15 protein-coding genes are annotated in these 18938 nt (G+C 51.8%); 8 read left to right on the forward strand and 7 right to left on the reverse strand.

Annotated features, from left to right (window positions below):
• The first annotated feature begins 3 nt into the window (after positions 1-3).
• Genes A5774_RS02790 through dapF form a run of 3 tightly spaced genes read left to right on the forward strand, consistent with a single transcriptional unit; the run spans position 4 to position 2704 of the window.
• Positions 4-801, forward strand: a complete 798-nt coding sequence (locus tag A5774_RS02790; protein ID WP_155896240.1) for a hypothetical protein — start codon at positions 4-6, stop codon at positions 799-801.
• Between the two features lie 29 nt (positions 802-830).
• Positions 831-1811 carry a tRNA (adenosine(37)-N6)-dimethylallyltransferase MiaA gene (miaA, locus tag A5774_RS02795; RefSeq protein ID WP_064833251.1) on the forward strand — a complete coding sequence of 327 codons (981 nt, stop codon included), beginning with the start codon at positions 831-833 and terminating at the stop codon, positions 1809-1811.
• A 23-nt stretch (positions 1812-1834) separates the two neighbouring features.
• Positions 1835-2704 carry a diaminopimelate epimerase gene (gene dapF, locus A5774_RS02800; RefSeq protein ID WP_064833339.1) on the forward strand — a complete coding sequence of 290 codons (870 nt, stop codon included), beginning with the start codon at positions 1835-1837 and terminating at the stop codon, positions 2702-2704.
• A 48-nt stretch (positions 2705-2752) separates the two neighbouring features.
• On the opposite strand, the gene A5774_RS02805 is transcribed toward dapF, so the two are convergent.
• Both A5774_RS02805 and A5774_RS02810 read right to left on the reverse strand, forming a co-directional pair.
• Positions 2753-3292 (reverse strand): hypothetical protein, encoded by a 540-nt coding sequence (locus A5774_RS02805; RefSeq protein WP_064833253.1) that lies wholly within the window; start codon positions 3290-3292, stop codon positions 2753-2755.
• 121 nt (positions 3293-3413) lie between these two features.
• Entirely contained in the window at positions 3414-4190 is a 777-nt protein-coding gene (locus A5774_RS02810; protein ID WP_021352619.1) for a hypothetical protein, read from the reverse strand.
• 79 nt (positions 4191-4269) lie between these two features.
• Here A5774_RS02810 and hflX point away from each other — a divergent pair, with 79 nt between their 5' ends.
• Entirely contained in the window at positions 4270-5922 is a 1653-nt protein-coding gene (gene hflX / locus A5774_RS02815; protein ID WP_052013796.1) for a GTPase HflX, read from the forward strand.
• Between the two features lie 35 nt (positions 5923-5957).
• Complete coding sequence (locus A5774_RS02820; protein WP_064833254.1) at positions 5958-7220, forward strand: uracil-xanthine permease family protein; 1263 nt, start codon at positions 5958-5960, stop codon at positions 7218-7220.
• Between the two features lie 32 nt (positions 7221-7252).
• Here the strand turns inward: A5774_RS02820 and A5774_RS02825 are convergent, their stop codons facing one another.
• Together A5774_RS02825 and lexA are read right to left on the reverse strand one after the other, a co-directional pair.
• Complete coding sequence (locus tag A5774_RS02825; protein WP_064833256.1) at positions 7253-8032, reverse strand: DeoR/GlpR family DNA-binding transcription regulator; 780 nt, start codon at positions 8030-8032, stop codon at positions 7253-7255.
• Between the two features lie 47 nt (positions 8033-8079).
• Positions 8080-8793, reverse strand: coding sequence for a transcriptional repressor LexA (gene lexA / locus A5774_RS02830; RefSeq protein ID WP_023019361.1), 714 nt, complete (start codon positions 8791-8793; stop codon positions 8080-8082).
• Positions 8794-9072: 279 nt separating this feature from the next.
• Here lexA and A5774_RS11180 point away from each other — a divergent pair, with 279 nt between their 5' ends.
• Positions 9073-9399, forward strand: a complete 327-nt coding sequence (locus A5774_RS11180) for a hypothetical protein (protein ID WP_126849813.1) — start codon at positions 9073-9075, stop codon at positions 9397-9399.
• A gap of 90 nt (positions 9400-9489) precedes the next feature.
• Positions 9490-9945 carry a transcriptional regulator NrdR gene (gene nrdR, locus A5774_RS02835; protein ID WP_023019363.1) on the forward strand — a complete coding sequence of 152 codons (456 nt, stop codon included), beginning with the start codon at positions 9490-9492 and terminating at the stop codon, positions 9943-9945.
• 35 nt (positions 9946-9980) lie between these two features.
• Here nrdR and hrpA read toward each other — a convergent pair whose 3' ends face one another.
• Positions 9981-14042 carry an ATP-dependent RNA helicase HrpA gene (gene hrpA, locus A5774_RS02840; RefSeq protein WP_064833258.1) on the reverse strand — a complete coding sequence of 1354 codons (4062 nt, stop codon included), beginning with the start codon at positions 14040-14042 and terminating at the stop codon, positions 9981-9983.
• A 196-nt stretch (positions 14043-14238) separates the two neighbouring features.
• On the opposite strand from hrpA, the gene A5774_RS02845 reads away from it, so the two are divergent.
• A complete protein-coding gene (locus A5774_RS02845; protein ID WP_021352609.1) occupies positions 14239-15213 on the forward strand; it encodes a DUF4013 domain-containing protein in 975 nt (324 codons plus the stop codon).
• A 12-nt stretch (positions 15214-15225) separates the two neighbouring features.
• On the opposite strand, the gene A5774_RS02850 is transcribed toward A5774_RS02845, so the two are convergent.
• Positions 15226-16188, reverse strand: coding sequence for a hydrogen peroxide-inducible genes activator (locus A5774_RS02850; RefSeq protein WP_023019366.1), 963 nt, complete (start codon positions 16186-16188; stop codon positions 15226-15228).
• A 180-nt stretch (positions 16189-16368) separates the two neighbouring features.
• The gene (locus tag A5774_RS02855) at positions 16369-18918 is read right to left on the reverse strand and encodes an RNA helicase (RefSeq protein ID WP_064833341.1); all 2550 of its coding nucleotides are present in this window, start codon (positions 18916-18918) and stop codon (positions 16369-16371) included.
• Between the last annotated feature and the right edge of the window lie 20 nt (positions 18919-18938).

An 18938-nucleotide genomic window follows, 5' to 3' on the forward strand; every position in this document is an offset into this window, starting at 1 on the left:
ATCGTGAGTATGAATTCCGTATCTTCAGCTGAGTCGGCAGAAATCACCCCTGCAGAAAAGCATGCAGATGATTTACCGATATGCCATTCGACCCTGGCATTTCCTTTGTGCATCGTGCCGACCAGTCCTGCACTTGTTGCGCAATTAGCGCCAGCAGATACCGCTAGCGGCCGTATTCGCTACCGCGTTCGCGAAATATTGAGGATGCTTGTCGACACCACTCGCGAATCGGGCACACCTGTTACCGAGATTGTTTTAGTCGGCTCGCAAGATCCTCGTTGGCGCACCGAACATCGTGGTAATTTCCGCGCGTGGGGCGCACCGGAGATTCAGCTTGCCGACGGACACTATTTGGCGGAATTGGTCCTACGCTACCTGTGTAATGAACTGGAGCCTTTAATCACTGCTAGCTACGGTAGCCTGCAAGAATTCGCCGCTCACCAACACGAGTTAGGAACACTGGTGCTCATGGGGATAGACGGCAGTGCGGGCCTGAGCCAGAGCGCACCGTTGGCCGAACTACCGACCGCGTCGCACGCACATCAATGGTCGCAAGCATTGCTCGGTGGCAACACTAGCGGGCCTGGCTTCGCTACACATCCGAATAGCGAGCAGTTATCTCGCGCAGGGGTATGGGAACCAGAGCTTTGGCTGGAAATTGCACAGCTGAAAGCTGCAGGAGGAATCACGTCTTTGCATTTGCACGATCTCGACACGACCCACGGAGTGGCACGCTATATAGCAACCGGTTTAATCGAGCCTGCAGCTGTTTTCAATAGATTTTTCCAGCAGGAATTTTAATAGTTTTCACAAAGGGGTTTGCAGAGGATATGGCAAGCGCAAATAGAATTCATACCCCACGACCATTAGCAGTAGTGGGGCCCACTGGGGTGGGAAAATCAGATCTCGGACTCGCCTTGGCGCAGTATTTCGACGGGGAAGTTGTCAATGTTGATTCCATGCAGCTTTATCGTGGTATGGATATCGGCACCGCTAAACTGCACCCGATAGAACGTCAGGGAATTCCGCACCACCAACTCGACGTGCTTGCTGTCACCGATACCGCCTCCGTTGCGGCCTTTCAGCGTGCCGCAGTCGCGGATGTTAACGATACCCTGGACCGCGGGAAAACACCGATCATCGTCGGTGGATCTATGATGTATGCCCAAGCTTTGCTGGACCAGTGGGAATTCCCTCCCACCGAACCCGCCGTGCGTGAGAAATATTATGAGTTACAGGAAGAAATAGGTACTACAGCACTCCACCGCAAATTGCGGGAGGTAGACCCAGCTGCTGCTGCGGTGATCGAAGAAAACGACCCACGCCGCATCGTCCGTGCCTTGGAGGTCATCGAACTAACAGGGAAGCCGTTCCAAGCCAGCCAACCAGATAAAACCTCCGCTTATCGTTGGAACGCCACGGTTTTCGGCTTATATGTCGATTCACAATGCTACAACGAGCGCATCGCCACGCGTACGCGCAATATGTTTCAGCAAGGACTGGTAGAAGAAGTACGAGCACTGCAAGGACAAGGATTGGTGGCTGATTCCACCGCTGGCCGTGCCATTGGATACGCGCAAGTTTTAGCAATGCTGGACGGCGCGCTCACCGCAGAAGAAGCCGAAGAAAAAACACTGATTGCGACCCGACAATACGCCCGAAGGCAACGCTCATGGTTTCGTCGTGATAAGCGCATCGTCTGGCTCGATGCCGCAGCAGACCCGTACCGGCAAGCCATTAACTACCTGGACAATATTGGTAATTCGAGCACGACTACCGAAAATCCTCACAGTTCGTTGTCACCCCGGTAAACTTAAAACCTGTGAACTTCCAGATAGATTTTGCAAAAGGCCACGGAACCCACAATGATTTCGTCATCATTGACGATCCCAGCAATCAGAGAGACCTCACGGAGGAACAGATTCGGGCATTGTGTGACCGCACCGGTGGCATAGGCGCCGATGGCATCCTACGTGTTGTTCGCACCGAGCACGTAAAACCACACGTGCCGCAAGTATCTGAATCGAATGCCACTTGGTTCATGGACTACCGCAACGCCGATGGTTCTATAGCTGAGATGTGTGGCAATGGAACTCGAGTCTTTGCTCATTGGCTCTATCGTCAGGGCTACGAGACGGTGCCGCAATTCAGCATTGCTACTCGCGCCGGGGATAAAACCATCAAGGTTGCGGAAGCTGACGATTCGGGGCAGATACCGGATAGCCAGCAAGCAGTTATCAGCGTGGAAATGGGGCGGGCTGAAATCACAGGCTTGTCGACGGCTCATATTGGCCGGGAATCTTTTGCAGGAATTGCGGTCGATGTGGGGAACCCACACCTTGCGGTGGTAGTTCCAGGATGGAACTCGGAGGATATTGCTCGTCTCCAGCTGCAGACGCCGCGTATTGATGAGGATTTCTTCCCGGCAGGAGTCAATGTGGAGATCGCGACTCCACTAGTGGATGGCACAACGCATATGCGCGTTTTTGAACGTGGGGTTGGTGAAACAAAATCCTGCGGAACTGGAACTGTAGCAACAGCTTGTGCAGTCCTTGCGGATGCTGGCAAGCAAGAAGGCACGGTCACCGTCGTCGTACCGGGGGGAACTGTAACTGTCGAAATCCGTGAGGATGGTGCAACGCTGACAGGCCCATCGCGCATCGTTGCCCAAGGTACCTTCCACATTGAACTGGCAGACCAGTAACAGTTTTTGCAACTACGGATTCTGTCCCTCGGATCGGAGTAGCTACCGTTAGTTGCTTCTCGTGGAGCCGGGCCCTTTGCGCTGGGCGGCACGACGCGCGGCGAACCAATGTTCCCGGAGGTTGGACACTCGTTCGTCCGAAATTTTTAATAGTCTTTCAAGCTGGTTTACTCCCAAGCGGGGGTTAGCTAGATGCGCATGCATGCGGTTGCGATAGCGCTGTGCAGTGGAATATTCGTAGTGAAAACGTTCGATCTCTGGCTCATCGCTGTCGCTATTTAACAGTTCTGGGCGGTGAATAGTTCGGTCAGCCAGAGAATCCGGTTCTTGGGAGTAAGCGAACTCGTCGTATTCGGCGATCACATCGTCTAATTCGTCGAGTGAAAGCTTTATCGAGGCACGTAGTGCTTGTACCTCATTTGAGGAAGGCCGCGAAGAAACGTAGTACCAGGCTAAGACGCCGATTACCAACACCAGGATGATTCCGGCGGCTTTCAACCACCACCACACCAGGAAGCTCGCCAACAATGCGACAATGATGATGCCGATGCGTTGGCGAGAATAACCGCCGGGGGTAGTTGAAGACATAACCTAACCTAAAAAACTAGCGTGACATACAAAGCTGCTGCTTGATAGTCGATCGTTGGTATACCTCGGGTCCGCTTACCAGCCTATATCTACTACAATGTTTGTGCTTGTGCCTGGGGTACTAGTGTCCGCCGCAGCCACAGCCGCCGGAACCGCAGCCACAGCCGCCAGATCCACAACCGCCGCTAGGGGCAAGGATTGCAGCGGTCAACGTACCATTACCGTGTACAATCTGCCCCTTTTCTGGAACTGTTGCTAATGCATCGGTGGCGATGCAAACGTCCAGTGGGAACTGGGCATCCAATACGAGATGATGAAATTCCTGTCCGGTCAGCTGGTTGCGCAACGTAGTGGACTGGATTACTTGACCGGAAAAAGTCGTGGCGGCATCTGGGGTTTGTGCTCCAGAACCAGACTCGATAATCGCAGCACCACGAGAACTGACAGAACCAAGCTGTCCGTCCGGGTTGCGCTGTTGCCATGTGGCGGCATCGGAAATGACTTCGACGTCGTCGGCAAGCACCGCCATGGTGACTTGCTGCCATGGCTGCGCAGGTTCATCGGCAAGCAATGGCCCCTGTGCTAGGTGTGCAGTCACGGTTGCTACGGGCGTTCCTTGCGGATCAATAATTTCGCACAGGCTGAGCACGTCGTTGATCATTTCGACGTGAGCATAAGTCTGGCTTAACGAATTGAAACCAACGAAAGTAGAAAATGGCTCTACAGCCAGAATGTTTAGCTGTGCGCCGGAAGAGTCGTTGAATTGCACCAACTGGCCACCGCGGACTTCTCCGGTGACCATGAGCTGGTTGGTGGCGATGGCTGCTTCAACGGCATCCTGCCAGTTATCGAAGTGCATGCCGATCGCGGATAAGTTGGTTTGTTTCGTCGCCGTCATAGCGCCCCAGTGTAGCGAATACCGGAAAAGCTGCGAAACCTCGATTTATAGCGATGTGGCTGGCATAATGGGAAACAAGATGACAAAGAATTTTTCACATAGCTTTTCTGCTGGCTCTAAAAATATTGACGCCAAGCATAACTCCTCTAAATCCTCTAACGCTGCGCATGATGAACTCCTCGAAGCAGCATTCAAAGATAATGAAGCACAGGATTCTTTCGCAATCACTGACGCGCAAGATGCTTTGAGTGAAATTGCGGCTGGGAAATCTGAGGCCATTCGTAGTGACCTGGTCTCTGGAGATAATTCTAGAGATAGTGCGCCGACTACCGGAGATATGGATTTGGCGGAACGAAACGCATTCCGTCGCGTCACTCGGGATACCACTATTCGCACGGAGGACACCACTGATGGCTATGAAGTCGAATATCGAAAGCTTCGTCTCGAGCAAGTAATCCTCGTTGGTGTATGGACAGAAGGAACTGTCGCCGAATTGGAGGCGACACTAGAAGAACTAGCTGCTTTGGCTGAGACCGCCGGCGCTGAGGTACTCGAAATCTTGTACCAAAAGCGTGATTCGCCTGACTCTGGGACATTCATTGGCTCGGGTAAGGTACAACAGTTGAAATCACTGGTTCAGGAATATGGTGCGGACACCGTTATCTGTGACGGCGAGCTTAACCCAGGTCAGCTCACGGCTTTGGAACGCGAGCTTGATACCAAGGTTATTGACCGAACGATGCTGATTTTGGACATTTTTGCCCAGCATGCGAAGTCCAAGGAAGGCAAAGCCCAAGTCTCGCTCGCACAACTTGAATACCTTTACACACACACCCGCGGTTGGGGTGGCAGCCTGTCCCGCCAGGCTGGTGGTCGTGCCGGTTCTAATGGCGGTGTGGGCTTGCGTGGTCCGGGTGAAACTAAGATTGAGACAGACCGTCGCCGGATTCGCGCAGAAATGGCGCGATTGCGTAAGTCATTAGCCGGGATGAAAACCGCCCGGGAGGTTAAGCGTGCTCGTCGGCAAGGTTCTTTGGTGCCACAAATCGCGATTGCTGGCTATACGAACGCCGGAAAGTCCTCTTTGATTAACGCGATGACTGATGCCGGCGTACTTGTCGAAGATGCATTGTTTGCGACTCTTGATCCGACGACCCGGAAAGCTCAGCTTGGCGACGGTCGCAGCGTCGTTTTCACCGACACCGTCGGTTTCGTGCGCCACCTACCGACGCAACTTGTGGAAGCGTTCAAATCGACGTTGGAAGAAGTGCTTGCGGCCGATGTGATGCTGCACGTGGTCGATGCTGCAGATCCATTCCCGTTGAAACAAATTACAGCTGTGAACAAGGTCATCAGCGATATTGTCGAAGAAACCGGCCAGCAGGCTCCTCCGGAAATTATTGTGATGAACAAGATTGATGCTGCAGATCCACTAGTGCTAGCCGAGATGCGTCATGTGCTGGAAAGAGACAACGTTGTGTATGTCTCTGCGAAAACGGGGGAAGGGATTGCTGAGCTTTCTGGTAGAGTGGAGCTATTTTTGAATTCGCTGGATACCCGGATGCTGCTGGAAATTCCATACACCCGAGGTGACCTTGTTTCTCGTGTTCACGAGTACGGTACGGTCCACAGCGAAAGCTACAATGCAGAAGGCACGGTAATCGATGTCCGTCTACCAGCGGTGATGGCGAAAGAACTTGCAGAATTCGAATCCGATTACCAAACCAGCTAAGTCGCCGACAATAATGACTAACCGTGACTACTTCGATGGGCTGGACGCTACACGGTGACGGTAAGAAGATAAACAAGGGCGCAGTTGTTGCGCCTGAGGAACGGCTCTCGTGGCCCCGGACAATAGGCATTGGCATTCAGCATGTCTTTGCGATGTTTGGGGCGACTTTGTTGGTTCCGACTCTGACAGGCTTCCCGGTCAACACCACACTGTTGTTTTCTGGTTTGGGCACGATGCTGTTCTTGCTTATTACCCGCAACCGGTTGCCGTCGTATCTTGGCTCCTCGTTCGCTTTCATCGCACCGCTGATTGCCTCACAGCAGCACGGTATCGGCGCGCAGCTGGGCGGAATTTTTGTTACCGGCATCGTGCTTATGTTGGTGGGGCTGCTAGTGAAAATTGCCGGCCGTTCAGTGATTGATGCTGTGTTACCTCCTGCGGTGACTGGTGCGATTGTGGCTTTGATCGGACTTAATCTAGCGCCGACTGCGACAGAAAATTTCCAAGTTCAACCACTGGTTGCTGGTATTACTCTGGGCGCGATTGTACTCGCTACGGTGGCTGGACGCGGTATGATCAGCAGATTGAGCATCCTCATTGGAGTGGTTGCAGGGTGGATTTTTGCCGTTATCACCGGGGAAGTTGATGCCGAAGCTGCACAGGCGATTGAAAATGCACCGTGGGTCGGAATTCCGGAATTCCATACACCAGAATTTCAGCTCTCGGTCGTGCTAACCACGCTGCCGGTGTTGGTGGTGCTGATCGCAGAAAACGTGGGCCACGTGAAGGCTGTGTCTGCGATGACAGGTCGCAATGTTGACCACCTGGCTGGAGACGCCTTACTCGCTGATGGGTTAGCTACTACTTTGGCCGGTGGTGCAGGTGGTTCAGGCACAACCACTTATGCAGAAAATATTGGAGTCATGGCTGCGACCAAGGTCTACTCGACTGCTGCATATTGGGTAGCAGCATTGGGAGCGGTTGCGCTAGCATTTATCCCGAAATTTGGGGCTTTGATCTTCAGTATCCCGGTGGGAGTGCTGGGAGGCGCCACGCTGTTACTCTACGGCTTGATTGGCATGTTGGGTGTACGCATCTGGATGGACAATAAGGTCAACTTCAACAACCCGGTGAACCTGACTGCTGCTGCGATTGCCTTGGTTGCGGGGATCGGTAATTTAACGCTGTCTGTTGGCCCAATCGAGCTAGAAGGTATCGCCTGGGGGTCAGTAGGAATCATGGTGCTGTATCCGATTATGCGTTATCTATATGGGCGAATCGGAGAGGGGCAGGCCTAACGCAACTCAAGTCGTCATGCGACAGGGCTACGTTAACGTTGGACGACGATGACGTTCACACCCTGTTTCTTTACAGCAGTAACGAGAGAATCTGGTGCCGCAGAGTCAGTGATCAACACATCGATATCTCGGATGGTTGCGAAACTAACCAGGTAATCTCGACCAAGCTTGCTGGAATCGCAAAGCACTACGACCTTTTCAGCGTTCGTCATAAATGCGGTTTTGATAGCCGCTTCTTGGGTGTCTGCAGTGGATAATCCATGTTCCACAGTCAGGGCATCTGTACCGATGAAAGCGACGCTGGCTCTTTGTAAAGCTAAATAGCGCAAAGCGGTGGGACCGACGATGGATTGGGTCATACCGCGCACGGTTCCGCCTAGTAGTTGGACATTATCGAGACCGTAGGAAGCAAGGCTCAAGGCGCCCGGCAAACTGTTGATGACGATATTGAGGTCGGCTGCGCGTTCCGTTTGCCCTAAAAATTCCGCCAGTGAATTATTGGTGGTTCCAGCCCCGATAAAAATTGTGCCGGATTTCGGAACAAAGTCTAAGGCTGCCGTTGCGATAGCGAGCTTCGCTTCTGTGGCCGAACGATTTCGATCGGCCAATGGCACCTCTGAGGTCTGATAGCTGTGCGCTGCACGTGCGCCGCCGCGTACACGCTGAACGGCTCCAATTGCATCGAGAGCCGCAAGATCCCGACGAATTGTCTCCGAGGTTACTGCGAAGCGCTCGGCAAGAGACCCAACTTTGACCCAACCATCGACTGCCGCCAGGGAAGCAATATGACGGCGTCGTTCCTCGGCGTACATGTTTGTATAGTGTCCTTTCTGCTGAGCCGGAGTGGGCCAATCTCGGGTTAAAGTTTGCGCATCACAGAAACAACCTTGCCCATTATTTCGGCTTCATCACCGGGAATAGGGCTAAATGCGTCGTTGTGGGGTAGTAGCCAAATTCCGGACGAATCGCGGTGAAATTCTTTGACAGTGGCTTCGTCACCGTCTAATAGCGCGGCAACGAATTCGCCGACTTCGGCCACTTTTTGTGAGCGTACAACCACCCAGTCGCCGTCTAAGATCCCAGCGTCTTTCATGGACTCACCAACGACTTGCAACATGAAGAGATCTCCGCCACCGACGATTTCTTTCGGCATGGGGTAATACGAGTCGATATTCTCTTCTGCGGTAATAGGAGTACCGGCAGCGATACGTCCTAATACGGGGACGTAGCAATAACCAGAAGCATCTGTTGGTGCTTGTGACCCGCTATTAACGTTGCGTTCTGCGTTATTTGTGCGCCTACCTGGTTTTTTCGTCTCTGGCATATTGCGCACGATCATGGCGCGCGGTTTGTTTGGGTCGCGCTGTAAAAAGCCTTTTTCTTCCAGCTGTTTTAACTGGTATGCCACAGATGATGTGGATTGCAGGCCGGCGGTATCACCAATTTCCCGAATGCTCGGAGGGTATCCACGCAGCATGACAGCATCACGGATAACTTCTAGGATGCGGCGTTGTCGGTCGGAGAGTTGTTCGAAGGTAGGTTTCGGTGCTGATGAAGTGCGTGGGCGCGGCATGCATAACTCCTTAAATTCTCGTCAACGATCGTCCAATATGAACAACCTTAATGCTGTAGTTCACATTTTGGATATTGAATGTAGATGGAAAATTGCTTCCGTGTGGTGAATCCGAGTCTAATCGAAGTACTAATCGAACACAATTACTAGTTTTTGTAGGGGTGGTGTGAGACTCACTTTATAGGATTCAGTGTAAGCCGATTGAACGGCTAGGCAATAGTCGGTCGGTGGTGAGCTGGTATTCGGTAGCTAGCCGAAGTTACTAGTCCAATTCATCGCATGAGTTCAGAAGGAGCGTGGACTGTCGTCATGATTCGCATAGACCGGGGTACGTCCCCGCGCGTGGTTGTGGTTTCTAATCATAGACCTAATAATGTTGTTTCCCCTGTTGCGCAGTGGGAGCCCCAGCAATGCACGAATGAGCATCCCCGTGAAATGATTTACACCTTGCAGCCAATTTCGCTGGTTCCGGATGATCTGGAGCAAGGTAGTCTACAGCTGTCTCGGGCGGCACAGCCGCGATCTTCGGTTGGTATAGCACCGTATTTGATGGGAGTAGTGCTAGGGCTGATTATGGCCCTGGGAGTTTTCGTTGGTGCAGCTTAAATGCCTAAGATCGTTAGTGATTGCTATTAACCGTTCGGTTGTCTTAGTGAATCTGTTGAAGGCTTACGCTACAAGGAGGATGACTAGGCTGTGTACTGCCCATTCTGTCACCATGAACAGTCCAGAGTCGTAGATTCGCGCCTAGTCGATGCCGGTGTTGCCATACGCCGACGTCGGGAATGTACCGAATGTCAAGGGCGTTTTACGACTGTAGAAAAATCAGTATTGCTGGTGACAAAGAGAAATGGGTTGACCGAGCCGTTTTCGCGCGACAAGCTCATCCGCGGTGTCCACCGCGCCTGCCAAGGGCGGCCTGTTACCGAAGATTCTTTGAAACGACTGGCACAGCAGGTTGAAGAAACTGTTCGTGGGCACGGCAGCTCTCAGGTTGATGCAAACGCTATCGGTCTGGCTATCTTGGAACCCCTTCGTGAACTCGACGAAGTGGCTTATTTGCGTTTTGCCTCGGTCTATAAATCGTTCGACAGCGCACAGGATTTCGAATCAGAAATCCGGTTGATGCGCCGCCGTGAACGCGAAGACTAATTACATTCGGTCTACGTAACAGCAGTGCAACGCTGTTACTTTTGTGATTTAGTTGGAGAATTTTTACCGACGGCATCGATAGCTTTGTGGATCCGTCGCGCAGAAACAGGATGTGCAGTTCCCAAGCGCTGTGCGAATAAGCTCACTCGTAGTTCTTCGATCATCCACCGAATTTTTGCCACAGCCGAAGATCTTTCCGCTCCGGAAGGAAGTCGGCGTAGGCGATTTTCTAAATAAGCGTGGCAGTCATCGATAATGTCTTGGCGTTCTCCATCCTTGTCTGGGGCAGTTGTCATGTCAGATAAACGAATTTCTATCGCTCGCAAATACCGAGGCAGATGACGTAGCTGTTGTATTCCGTGGGTGCTGATAGCTTGCTTGGGGAATAAGAAATCCAATTGACCTCTCATATCATCAATCGCTGGACCTTCCCAGTTGCTTAGCTCGTCGGCGAGTGCAGAATACCGCACCAATCCGGGTGCCAATGTGACGACGGCTTGACGTACTTCGCGTGGGAGTTTTCCTCCGATAGCGGCTTTCAGTTTCTCGAATTCATCGGGGCTCCGTACTGGCCCTCCTTCTGCTATCAGTAAATCGCGCAATGCTGCAATGCGGGCATCAGCGACCAACCCGTCGGCACCGCCGTGAGGGCAGTGTTCGACAGCGACTCGTTGTTGCAGCGGTAGACCATTAACCATTTTCTGGGTATTCACGCTCAAACTTCGCAATAACAATGTCAGCGTGGCGGTCATCATCGCAGTATCTGCAGCTGCGCGAGTTGGGTAGTACTGAACTGATAGCCCTTGTTCGTTGATCGTGAGCGCGGGATAGGCCGTGACCAAATGATTATCGACTTCGTGCTCGATCTGCTCGGGGATGGTGCCCAAGTTTTCTTTAGTCCAAGCAGAGACGTATGTGCGCTGGGTAGTGTGCATACGGGGTCTAGCATCTGTTTGCGATGAATTTTGCGATTGCTGGACCCTGTTTTCCATTTTTTTGGTAATTGAAGCGCTAATTTTGCCTGCTTGGCGCTGTTGCAGAGCACTGAGATCTTTATCGTCATCGATAATTTTCCCGCGCTTATCGATAGCAGCAAAAGTCATGTGTAGATGCGGAGGCAGTTTCTCCGGTGAAAAATCGCTGGCATTAATGCCACGTGCACCTATTTGGTGGAAAGCTTCCGCAACCTGCTGCAGTAAATCTGTTTCGTAAGGCAGTAAATGATCTATGGCTTGTGCGGCGAAATCTGGTGCTGGAACCAAGCTGCGGCGTAATGCTTTAGGCAAACTCCGAATCAGCTCTGTCACTAGCTCTTCGCGTAGCCCAGGAACCAACCACTCGAATGGTTCTGGATCTACGTTGGCCAACATGGGCACCGGGATATTTACCGTTATGCCATCACGGCGGTGGCCTGGTTCAAATAAATACGTCAGCTCTAGGTCTAATCCACCGTGCCGCCAATGATTTGGGAAATCTTGTTCAGTGACAGCACTCGCCCCGTCAGTGAGCAGCTTGTCGGGATCAAAATCCAGCAAGTTCGGTTGTTTTCTGCGTGCTTTTTTCCACCAGCCATCGAAAGCTTTCGAATGGGTCACAGAATTTGGAATTCGCTGGTCGTAGAATTCGAAGAGGGTATCCTCATCAACGATGATGCCTCGTCTACGGGCTTTTTCTTCATATTCGCCTGCAGTAGAAAGCTTCTCTAGGTTTTGATGAAAAAACTTATGTGAAGTCTTCCACTCGCCAGCAATGAGTGCATGCTGAATAAACATTGCCCGGGCGGCTTCTGGATCGACACGATGATAAGAAATCGTTCGATCAGCGACGATAGGAACTCCATAAAGTGTGGAACGTTGGGTTGCCACCGCAGCTCCGCGTTTATAGGACCAGCTCGGGTCTGAGTACTGGTGTTTGAGTAATGAGCGGGCAGCGGTTTCCACCCAGGAGGGCTCAATAGCAGCCACACCACGTGCGAAAAGTTTCGAGGTTTCCACAAGCTCGGATGCCATCAGCAATTCTGGAGGCTTTTTTGCCACTCCAGACCCCGGGAAAATCATAAAACGGGTCCCGCGCGCACCTTGGAATTCCGCAGAATCACTCACGCGCGATCCGATATTCGACAGCAAGCCTGTGAGGAGCGCGCGGTGTATCGCGGATGAGTCGCCGGAGAATTTTCCATCGGTGATCGAGATGCCACCGTGTTGTTTATCCTTGTTGTTTGAGATCGTCCACTTCATATCCAGGGCGATGTCTTGGAGCTGACGGACCAAATCGAACCACTCCCGGATTCGCATGAAATGTAAGAATTCTTCTTTCATGCGTTTCCGAAATTGATTGCCGGACAATTCCGCGCGTTGTTCAGTGATATAACCCCACAATGACAACAAGCCCAAAAAATCACTGGAGCGAGAGCGGAAACGTGCATGGGCTTGGTCCGCTTGTTGCTGCTGTTCAAGAGGGCGTTCACGGACATCTTGCAGCGTCATGGCCGCAACGATAACGATGACGGGTTGCAGACATTCTAGGCGTTCAGCTTCTACCAACATACGGGCCAAGCGCGGGTCAACCGGAATTCGTGCGAGTTGTTTGCCGATTTTGGTTAGTTGTGGTGCAGAATCGGAGTTTGCGGTCGAATCAATTGCGTCCAGTTCACTTAGCAGAACTAACCCATCGCGGACTGCTTTATGTTCCGGCGATTGCACAAACGGAAAATCCGCAACTGCTCCGAGCCGGAGCGCGGACATTTGCAAAATGACGCTCGCTAGGTTGGTCCGCAGAATTGCCGGGTCAGTAAATTCTGGGCGAGAAAAGAAATCCTCTTCAGAGTACAAACGAATCGCGATACCATCTGCGATGCGTCCGCAACGGCCAGCGCGCTGGTTGGCGCTGGCTTGTGAGATAGGTTCAATCGGTAAACGTTGAACTTTTGTCCGCGTCGAATATCGGGAAATACGTGCCGTTCCAGTATCGATTACATAATGGATCCCGGGCACTGTCAGTGAGGTTTCAGCGATGTTCGTGGCCAAGACAATCCGCCGTTTCGAATGAGGTGCGAACACTCGGTGCTGTTCTTGGTTCGACAAACGACCAAACAATGGGACAATTTCGACACCGCGAAAGCGCTTTTTCTCGAGTGTTTCTTGGGCATCGCGAATTTCACGTTCACCAGGGAAAAAGCACAAAATATCGCCGCTTCCTTCGGCTAGTAGCTGTTCTGCCGCAGTACACAAACCATCTAGGGGATCGATGGCTACAGTCTTGCCGTCAACCTCAATCTCGAGTGGTTGATAGCGAACCTCAACCGGGTAAGTACGGCCGGACACTTCAATCACAGGCGCGGGCTTGTGCGTCTTCGGATCGCGGAAATGCTCGGCGAAGCTCTGCGGGTCAATTGTCGCCGAGGTAATAATGACCTTGAGGTCTGGTCGTTTAGGCAGTAGACGCTTGAGATACCCTAGTAGAAAATCGATATTTAAACTGCGTTCATGAGCCTCGTCGATAATGATGGTGTCGTAAGCATAAAGGTACGGATCTCGTTGCAATTCTGCCAGCAGAATGCCGTCAGTCATCAGCTTGACTGCCGCATTTTTGCCTACGCGGTCATCGAAGCGAATGGCGTAGCCAACCGATTGTCCAATCTTTTGGTTCAGTTCATCACTAATGCGCTCAGCAACGGTTCGTGCTGCAAGCCGACGTGGCTGAGTATGTCCAATCAACCCATAGCGGCCACGTCCGAGTTGCAAACAAATTTTGGGGATTTGCGTAGTTTTTCCCGAACCGGTCTCACCAGCAATGACGACGACTTGATTTTCAGTGATTGCTTCGGCAATTTCGTCGACGCTCTGGCTCACCGGCAAAGTACCGGGAAAATCAATGGTGGGAATGTGTTGTTCAATAGCCGGAATGATTGCCGCAGCTTTGTCGAGATCGTCGGAAATAGCGTTTAAGGCTTTCGCGGTTTTGGCTTTCGATAATCTACGGCGGAAGCGTTGCTGGTCTGCGTAACGTAACTGCTCAAGACGCTGGTAGAGCTCGTGCTTGCTTGGAACAGTGTCAGTTTGGTTTTGGCATTTTGAGTTTGTGAAAGAGGAATTCATAAGAGGGTTTATAGAAGGCGAAGAACGCTGGTGATCCACATTTTTATGGCTTTGGTTTGGTTGTTCGGAGTCATTCATAACGATAGTGCTAGTTTAGCGGTCGTGAGTCTGGCTAACCTAAATCCGATGAGAAACTCGGTATCATGGATACCGGAAATGAGTTTCGATTGGATGAGCAGCGAGATTAGGGAGTGCTATGACTAACCCCCCACGCGGACATAATGCAGACGACAATTCTAATAGCAAAGAAAACCCAGATGGTGGCGGTTCACAGCAACAACCGTTTTACCCACCAAGCAACCACCCGGAAGACCGTCCTGAATTCGGCTACCAGGGGTCTGAGCAAGCAGCGTATGGTGCTTATAGCAATCCTGGGGAAAGCTCTGCTCAACACAACGGGCAAGTGTCTGCGCAACAAGAACCAGGAAAAATCAACATTCTTGAAGCCATTTCTTGGGGATTTGCTACGACCTTTAGAAATGCGAAGTTGTGGATTGTTTTAGGTCTGATTGTGTTTATCGGGATTATTGCAGCAGTGGCTGCGCAGATCGCAGTCATAGCGTCAATTGCTGATCCGGGAACGCTTGAAGAAACCGGGGGAGAGCTGTTTTCGGGGACAGTTTCTGATGTAATCACGCTTGGCATCATCCTGATCACCTTGGTTCTCACCCCATATTTTTATCGGTTGGCAATCTTTCAAGTAGATGATGCAAATACCGGGTGGGGGTATTTGTGGAAAGACACCCCGTTGCTTCGGGCTATTGGCGTAATGTTAGCCGTCTCGATTGTGAGCGGAATTCTTTATTTTATCGCAGTCTCCCCATTAGGACGAGCTTTCAGCGATGGAGCACCAGAAAGCAACAGTTTTAGCGCTTCCGGCATCGCCATGATGCTTATTGGAGCCGTCGCGATGGTTGCGTGGTCGGTGTTGAGCATGTTTATGAGCTGGGCAGCAGTCAGCGGGCAGTTCGGTTTTGGAGCAAGTATGAAAACCGGCTGGGGGATCGGCTGGACTAATTTTGCCAAGTTATTGTTGTTTGCGATCGTCGCTAATCTGGTAGTGACTGTCGCTTTGCTGATTAGCTTTGGTTTGGTCTTAATTGTTGTTGTTCCCGCATGGTCGCTTGTGACGGCTCACATGTTCCGCCAGGCGGTACCTAGCACCGCATAGCCGACCTGCAGCTTAGGAAGAGCGAGTTTGTAGATCGCGGGCACGCTCGACCGCTTGGTGAAATGCTTTTTCTAGCACATCGCCGAGTGCAGCAAAATCGTCGCCACGTGAGCTGGAAGCGCGGTAAACCAACCCAATACGTCGGTCAGCTTGTACCGCGCTAGCAAAATGCGATACAGACAATCCCGGTTTACGGCATTCTGCATCAAGTGCAGACTCCGGAACCAGGGTTGCTCCGAAGTGCGCGACTACTAGTTGCATGATTGTGGTTAGTGAGGCAGCGCGTGTAACCCACGAATTTTGTGATTGTGGTTGGCGGTCAATAAGTCGGCATAGTTCCAAAATTTGGTCCCGGAGACAATGGCCGTCGTCAAGCAATAACAACTCAACTGAATGCAACGCGTCGAGTGTAAGGTCGGAACGGTCAGCAAGTTCATGCTGGTCGTGGATAACTAAAGCCATATTTTCTGTATATAATGGCCGCTCCACGAACGCAGGGACATTGGTGGGGAGTGCTAGCATTGCAACATCAATTTGCCCGTCGCGCAGCTGCTGTAACAAATGGGCAGTTTGCTCTTCGACGATATGTAGTGTCAGGTTCGGGTATTCAGCTGCCGTTGCCCGCAGGACATCCGGCAAAATATACGGTGCCACGGTCGGTATGATGCCTAACGTTAGCGGGCCTTCCAATGTTCCCGCAGATCCACGCGATTCTGTAACGAACAGCTCCGCAGCTTGCAGCGTAGCCAAAGCGTAAGGCAGTAACCGTTTGCCTGCTGCAGTAACAATCACCTTGCGCGTAGATCGCTCAATAAGCTGGACGCCTAGCCCCTGCTCTAAAGTAACTAGTGCTTGCGAAAGTGAGGGTTGGGAGATGCCCAACTTAGTTGCGGCGGTACCAAAATGCCGATTCTCGGCGACAGTCGCAAATGTGCGTAGTTGTGACAGTGTCGGACTAAACTCCTTATTAGGCATAGTTATGATTTTATCGAAAATTTTAGTGTGGGGCTATCAACGGTGAGCAGAGACTAGTGGCCACCGGAAATCAGTAGGAATAAGGTTGCGCAGAACCACGGTATGACCATGGCATGACTGTGCTGGCAATGCCAGCCGTGGACAGTGGCGAAATAGCATGCATTCTTCCTGCAGCATTCGTTAGCGCTCGATACGCAGATCCCTAAGCCTAACTTCACCAGCATCGTCACTGGCGTCTAAGTCGACGGTAGCAACGAACTGGAAGTCATTATTTCCTTCTGGATCTCTAATGATCTGTCGGACGGGCCAGAGGCGCGAGCGTGCAGAGGCATCGAGGTGAAAATATTCCGGGCCGCGTGCTTCGGGGCCAGTATCAAGATCGGTGTATTGCTCAAAATAATCATCCAAAGCATCGCTGATATCTGGATAATTCTCCAGGTAATCAAGCAACTGTTCGAGACGCTCTTCTCGTTCTAGGGCAAAAAGTTGCACTAGACGGAACATATAGTTGCGTACCATGATCTTCAAAGCGCGTGGGTTCGCGCTTAGTGCGCTAGGATCCTCTACACCGAATGCCAGCTCGCGGTCGACTCGTTCTTGCGAGACCGGTGCATCTTCGTCGGTCATGGTTGCCCACTCGTCGACAAGCGAAGAATCCACTTGTTGAATCAGCTCTCCGAGCCAAACGATGATATCCGAAAGCTCATCAGTCTTGGCCTCGGCAGGGACAGAATGGTTCAACGTGCGCCAAGCATCGGTAAGATACCTCAGTACGACCCCTTCGGACCTGGCCAGTCCATAGGTTGCGATCAAATCCGAAAAGGTCATGGAGTTTTCCAACATATCGCGCACGACCGACTTTGGCGAGATGTCAAATTCTCTGGCCCAGGGGTGTCCCTGGCAATAAGTCTCAAAAGCTGCGTCTAATTCTTCACGACATGGCATTGGCCAGTTGATTTCCTCAACGATTTTCATTCGTTCCGTGTAATCAACGCCTTCAGCTTTGAGTGCATTGATTTCTTCGCCCCGCGCGAACGATTGCTGCGCCTGGAGAAGTTGGCGAGGATCATCCAAGATGGCTTCAAAAGTGGAAATCACGTCTAATGTGTAAGTGGGAGAGTCCGGGTTCCATAAACCAACCGCCGCCAGAGCAAATGGAGCCAAAGGTTGGTTTAGCGCGAAATCACGCTGTAATTCTTCAGTCAGGTGGTAGCGTCGGCCCTGTGAATCCGTTCCCGTCTCGTTGGCGGGCTTGTCCACGATACCCGCATTTCGTAAACCACGGAATAGGGAAGTCGCGGCCAAAATTGACTGATTTTGTTGTGCTCGGGTGTCGTGGTTGGAACGAATCAGATGCTTCATGTGCGCATAGACATCTCCAGGACGGGCGATCACATTGAGCAACATAGAATTGCTCATCTGGAACTGGCTGCTGAGCGATTCCGGCTCGGAGTTGATGAGCCGCTCATAAGTCTTTTCTGACCAAGAGACTTCGCCATCACGTGGAGCTTTCTTTTTAAGCTTCTTTAAGCGCTTTGGATCATCGCCGGCTTTGCGACGCATCTTTGCGTTCTCAATTTCGAACTCGGGCGCCAGTACGACGACGGTGCCTTCCGTGTCGTAGCCAGCACGACCCGCACGGCCGGCAATTTGGTGGAATTCACGGGATTTGACGATGCGTTCTCGTCGCCCATCGAATTTTGCGAGGCCAGTCAACAGAACCGTACGGATCGGGACATTAATGCCCACTCCGAGGGTATCTGTTCCACAAATGACCTTCAGCAATCCAGTTTGCGCTAGCTTCTCTACCAGTCGCCGGTATTTGGGCAGCATTCCTGCATGGTGCAAACCGATACCACGGCGAATCATCTTCGACAGTTGCTTGCCGAAAGTGGTGCTGAAGCGGAAATCACCAATCTCCTCGACCATTCGCTGTTTTTCTTCGGAATTTAAAAAAGAGGTTGCGGTTAGTGATTGAGCCTGTTCAGTGGCTTTGCGCTGCGAGAAATGCACGACATAAATGGGGGCCTTGTGGTTGTCCACAAGGGTATCGATCATTTCCTCGACAGCAATGAATTCATAGCTGAATGCTAAGGGGACCGGGCGGGTGGTACCCGTTACTAGGGTAGTTGTTCGACCAGTGCGTTGAGTGAGGTCTTCACGCAGCCAGCTGACGTCGCCGAGAGTCGCCGACATTAGAACAAATTGCGCTTGGGGCAACTCGAGTAGGGGAACTTGCCAGGCCCAACCGCGGTCTGGTTCCGAATAGAAGTGGAATTCGTCCATCACGACTTGGTCGATTCTGGCGTCTTTGCCGTCACGCAAAGCGATATTAGCCACAATTTCCGCAGTAGCAGCGATGATAGGAGCATTGCCGTTAACCGTGGCATCGCCGGTCATCATCCCCACGTTTTCCGGGCCGAAGACGTCACAAAGCGCAAAGAATTTTTCGCTTACTAGGGCTTTGATCGGGGCAGTGTAAAACGAACGTTTACCTTCCGCGAGACAGAAGAATTGTGCAGCAGTTGCCACCATAGTCTTTCCGGAACCGGTTGGCGTCGACAGAATGACGTTGTCCCCGGCTAAAGCAGCGAGACTAGCTTCTTCTTGTGCGGGATAAAGGGATATGCCTTTATCCTTTGTCCAGCGAAGAAATGACTCCCAGATGGATTCCTCAAGCAATGAGGAGGGAACTTCTGACAGATCAGGCACTACGTCGTTAAGATTCACATCCACCACCGTAGTCGATC

This window comes from Corynebacterium sp. EPI-003-04-2554_SCH2473622, from assembly GCF_001665955.1.
Taxonomy (GTDB): domain Bacteria; phylum Actinomycetota; class Actinomycetes; order Mycobacteriales; family Mycobacteriaceae; genus Corynebacterium; species Corynebacterium pseudodiphtheriticum.

What these genes read in the sequence shown, in the direction of transcription:
- hflX (WP_052013796.1), top strand. Translation starts at nt 4,270, where the DNA reads ATGACAAAGAATTTTTCACATAGCTTTTCTGCTGGCTCTAAAAATATT.
- lexA (WP_023019361.1), bottom strand. Translation starts at nt 8,793, where the DNA reads ATGCCGCGCCCACGCACTTCATCAGCACCGAAACCTACCTTCGAACAA.
- A5774_RS02810 (WP_021352619.1), bottom strand. Translation starts at nt 4,190, where the DNA reads ATGACGGCGACGAAACAAACCAACTTATCCGCGATCGGCATGCACTTC.
- hrpA (WP_064833258.1), bottom strand. Translation starts at nt 14,042, where the DNA reads ATGAATTCCTCTTTCACAAACTCAAAATGCCAAAACCAAACTGACACT.
- miaA (WP_064833251.1), top strand. Translation starts at nt 831, where the DNA reads ATGGCAAGCGCAAATAGAATTCATACCCCACGACCATTAGCAGTAGTG.
- A5774_RS02805 (WP_064833253.1), bottom strand. Translation starts at nt 3,292, where the DNA reads ATGTCTTCAACTACCCCCGGCGGTTATTCTCGCCAACGCATCGGCATC.
- A5774_RS02845 (WP_021352609.1), top strand. Translation starts at nt 14,239, where the DNA reads ATGACTAACCCCCCACGCGGACATAATGCAGACGACAATTCTAATAGC.
- A5774_RS02820 (WP_064833254.1), top strand. Translation starts at nt 5,958, where the DNA reads ATGGGCTGGACGCTACACGGTGACGGTAAGAAGATAAACAAGGGCGCA.
- A5774_RS02825 (WP_064833256.1), bottom strand. Translation starts at nt 8,032, where the DNA reads ATGTACGCCGAGGAACGACGCCGTCATATTGCTTCCCTGGCGGCAGTC.
- A5774_RS11180 (WP_126849813.1), top strand. Translation starts at nt 9,073, where the DNA reads ATGAGTTCAGAAGGAGCGTGGACTGTCGTCATGATTCGCATAGACCGG.
- A5774_RS02850 (WP_023019366.1), bottom strand. Translation starts at nt 16,188, where the DNA reads ATGCCTAATAAGGAGTTTAGTCCGACACTGTCACAACTACGCACATTT.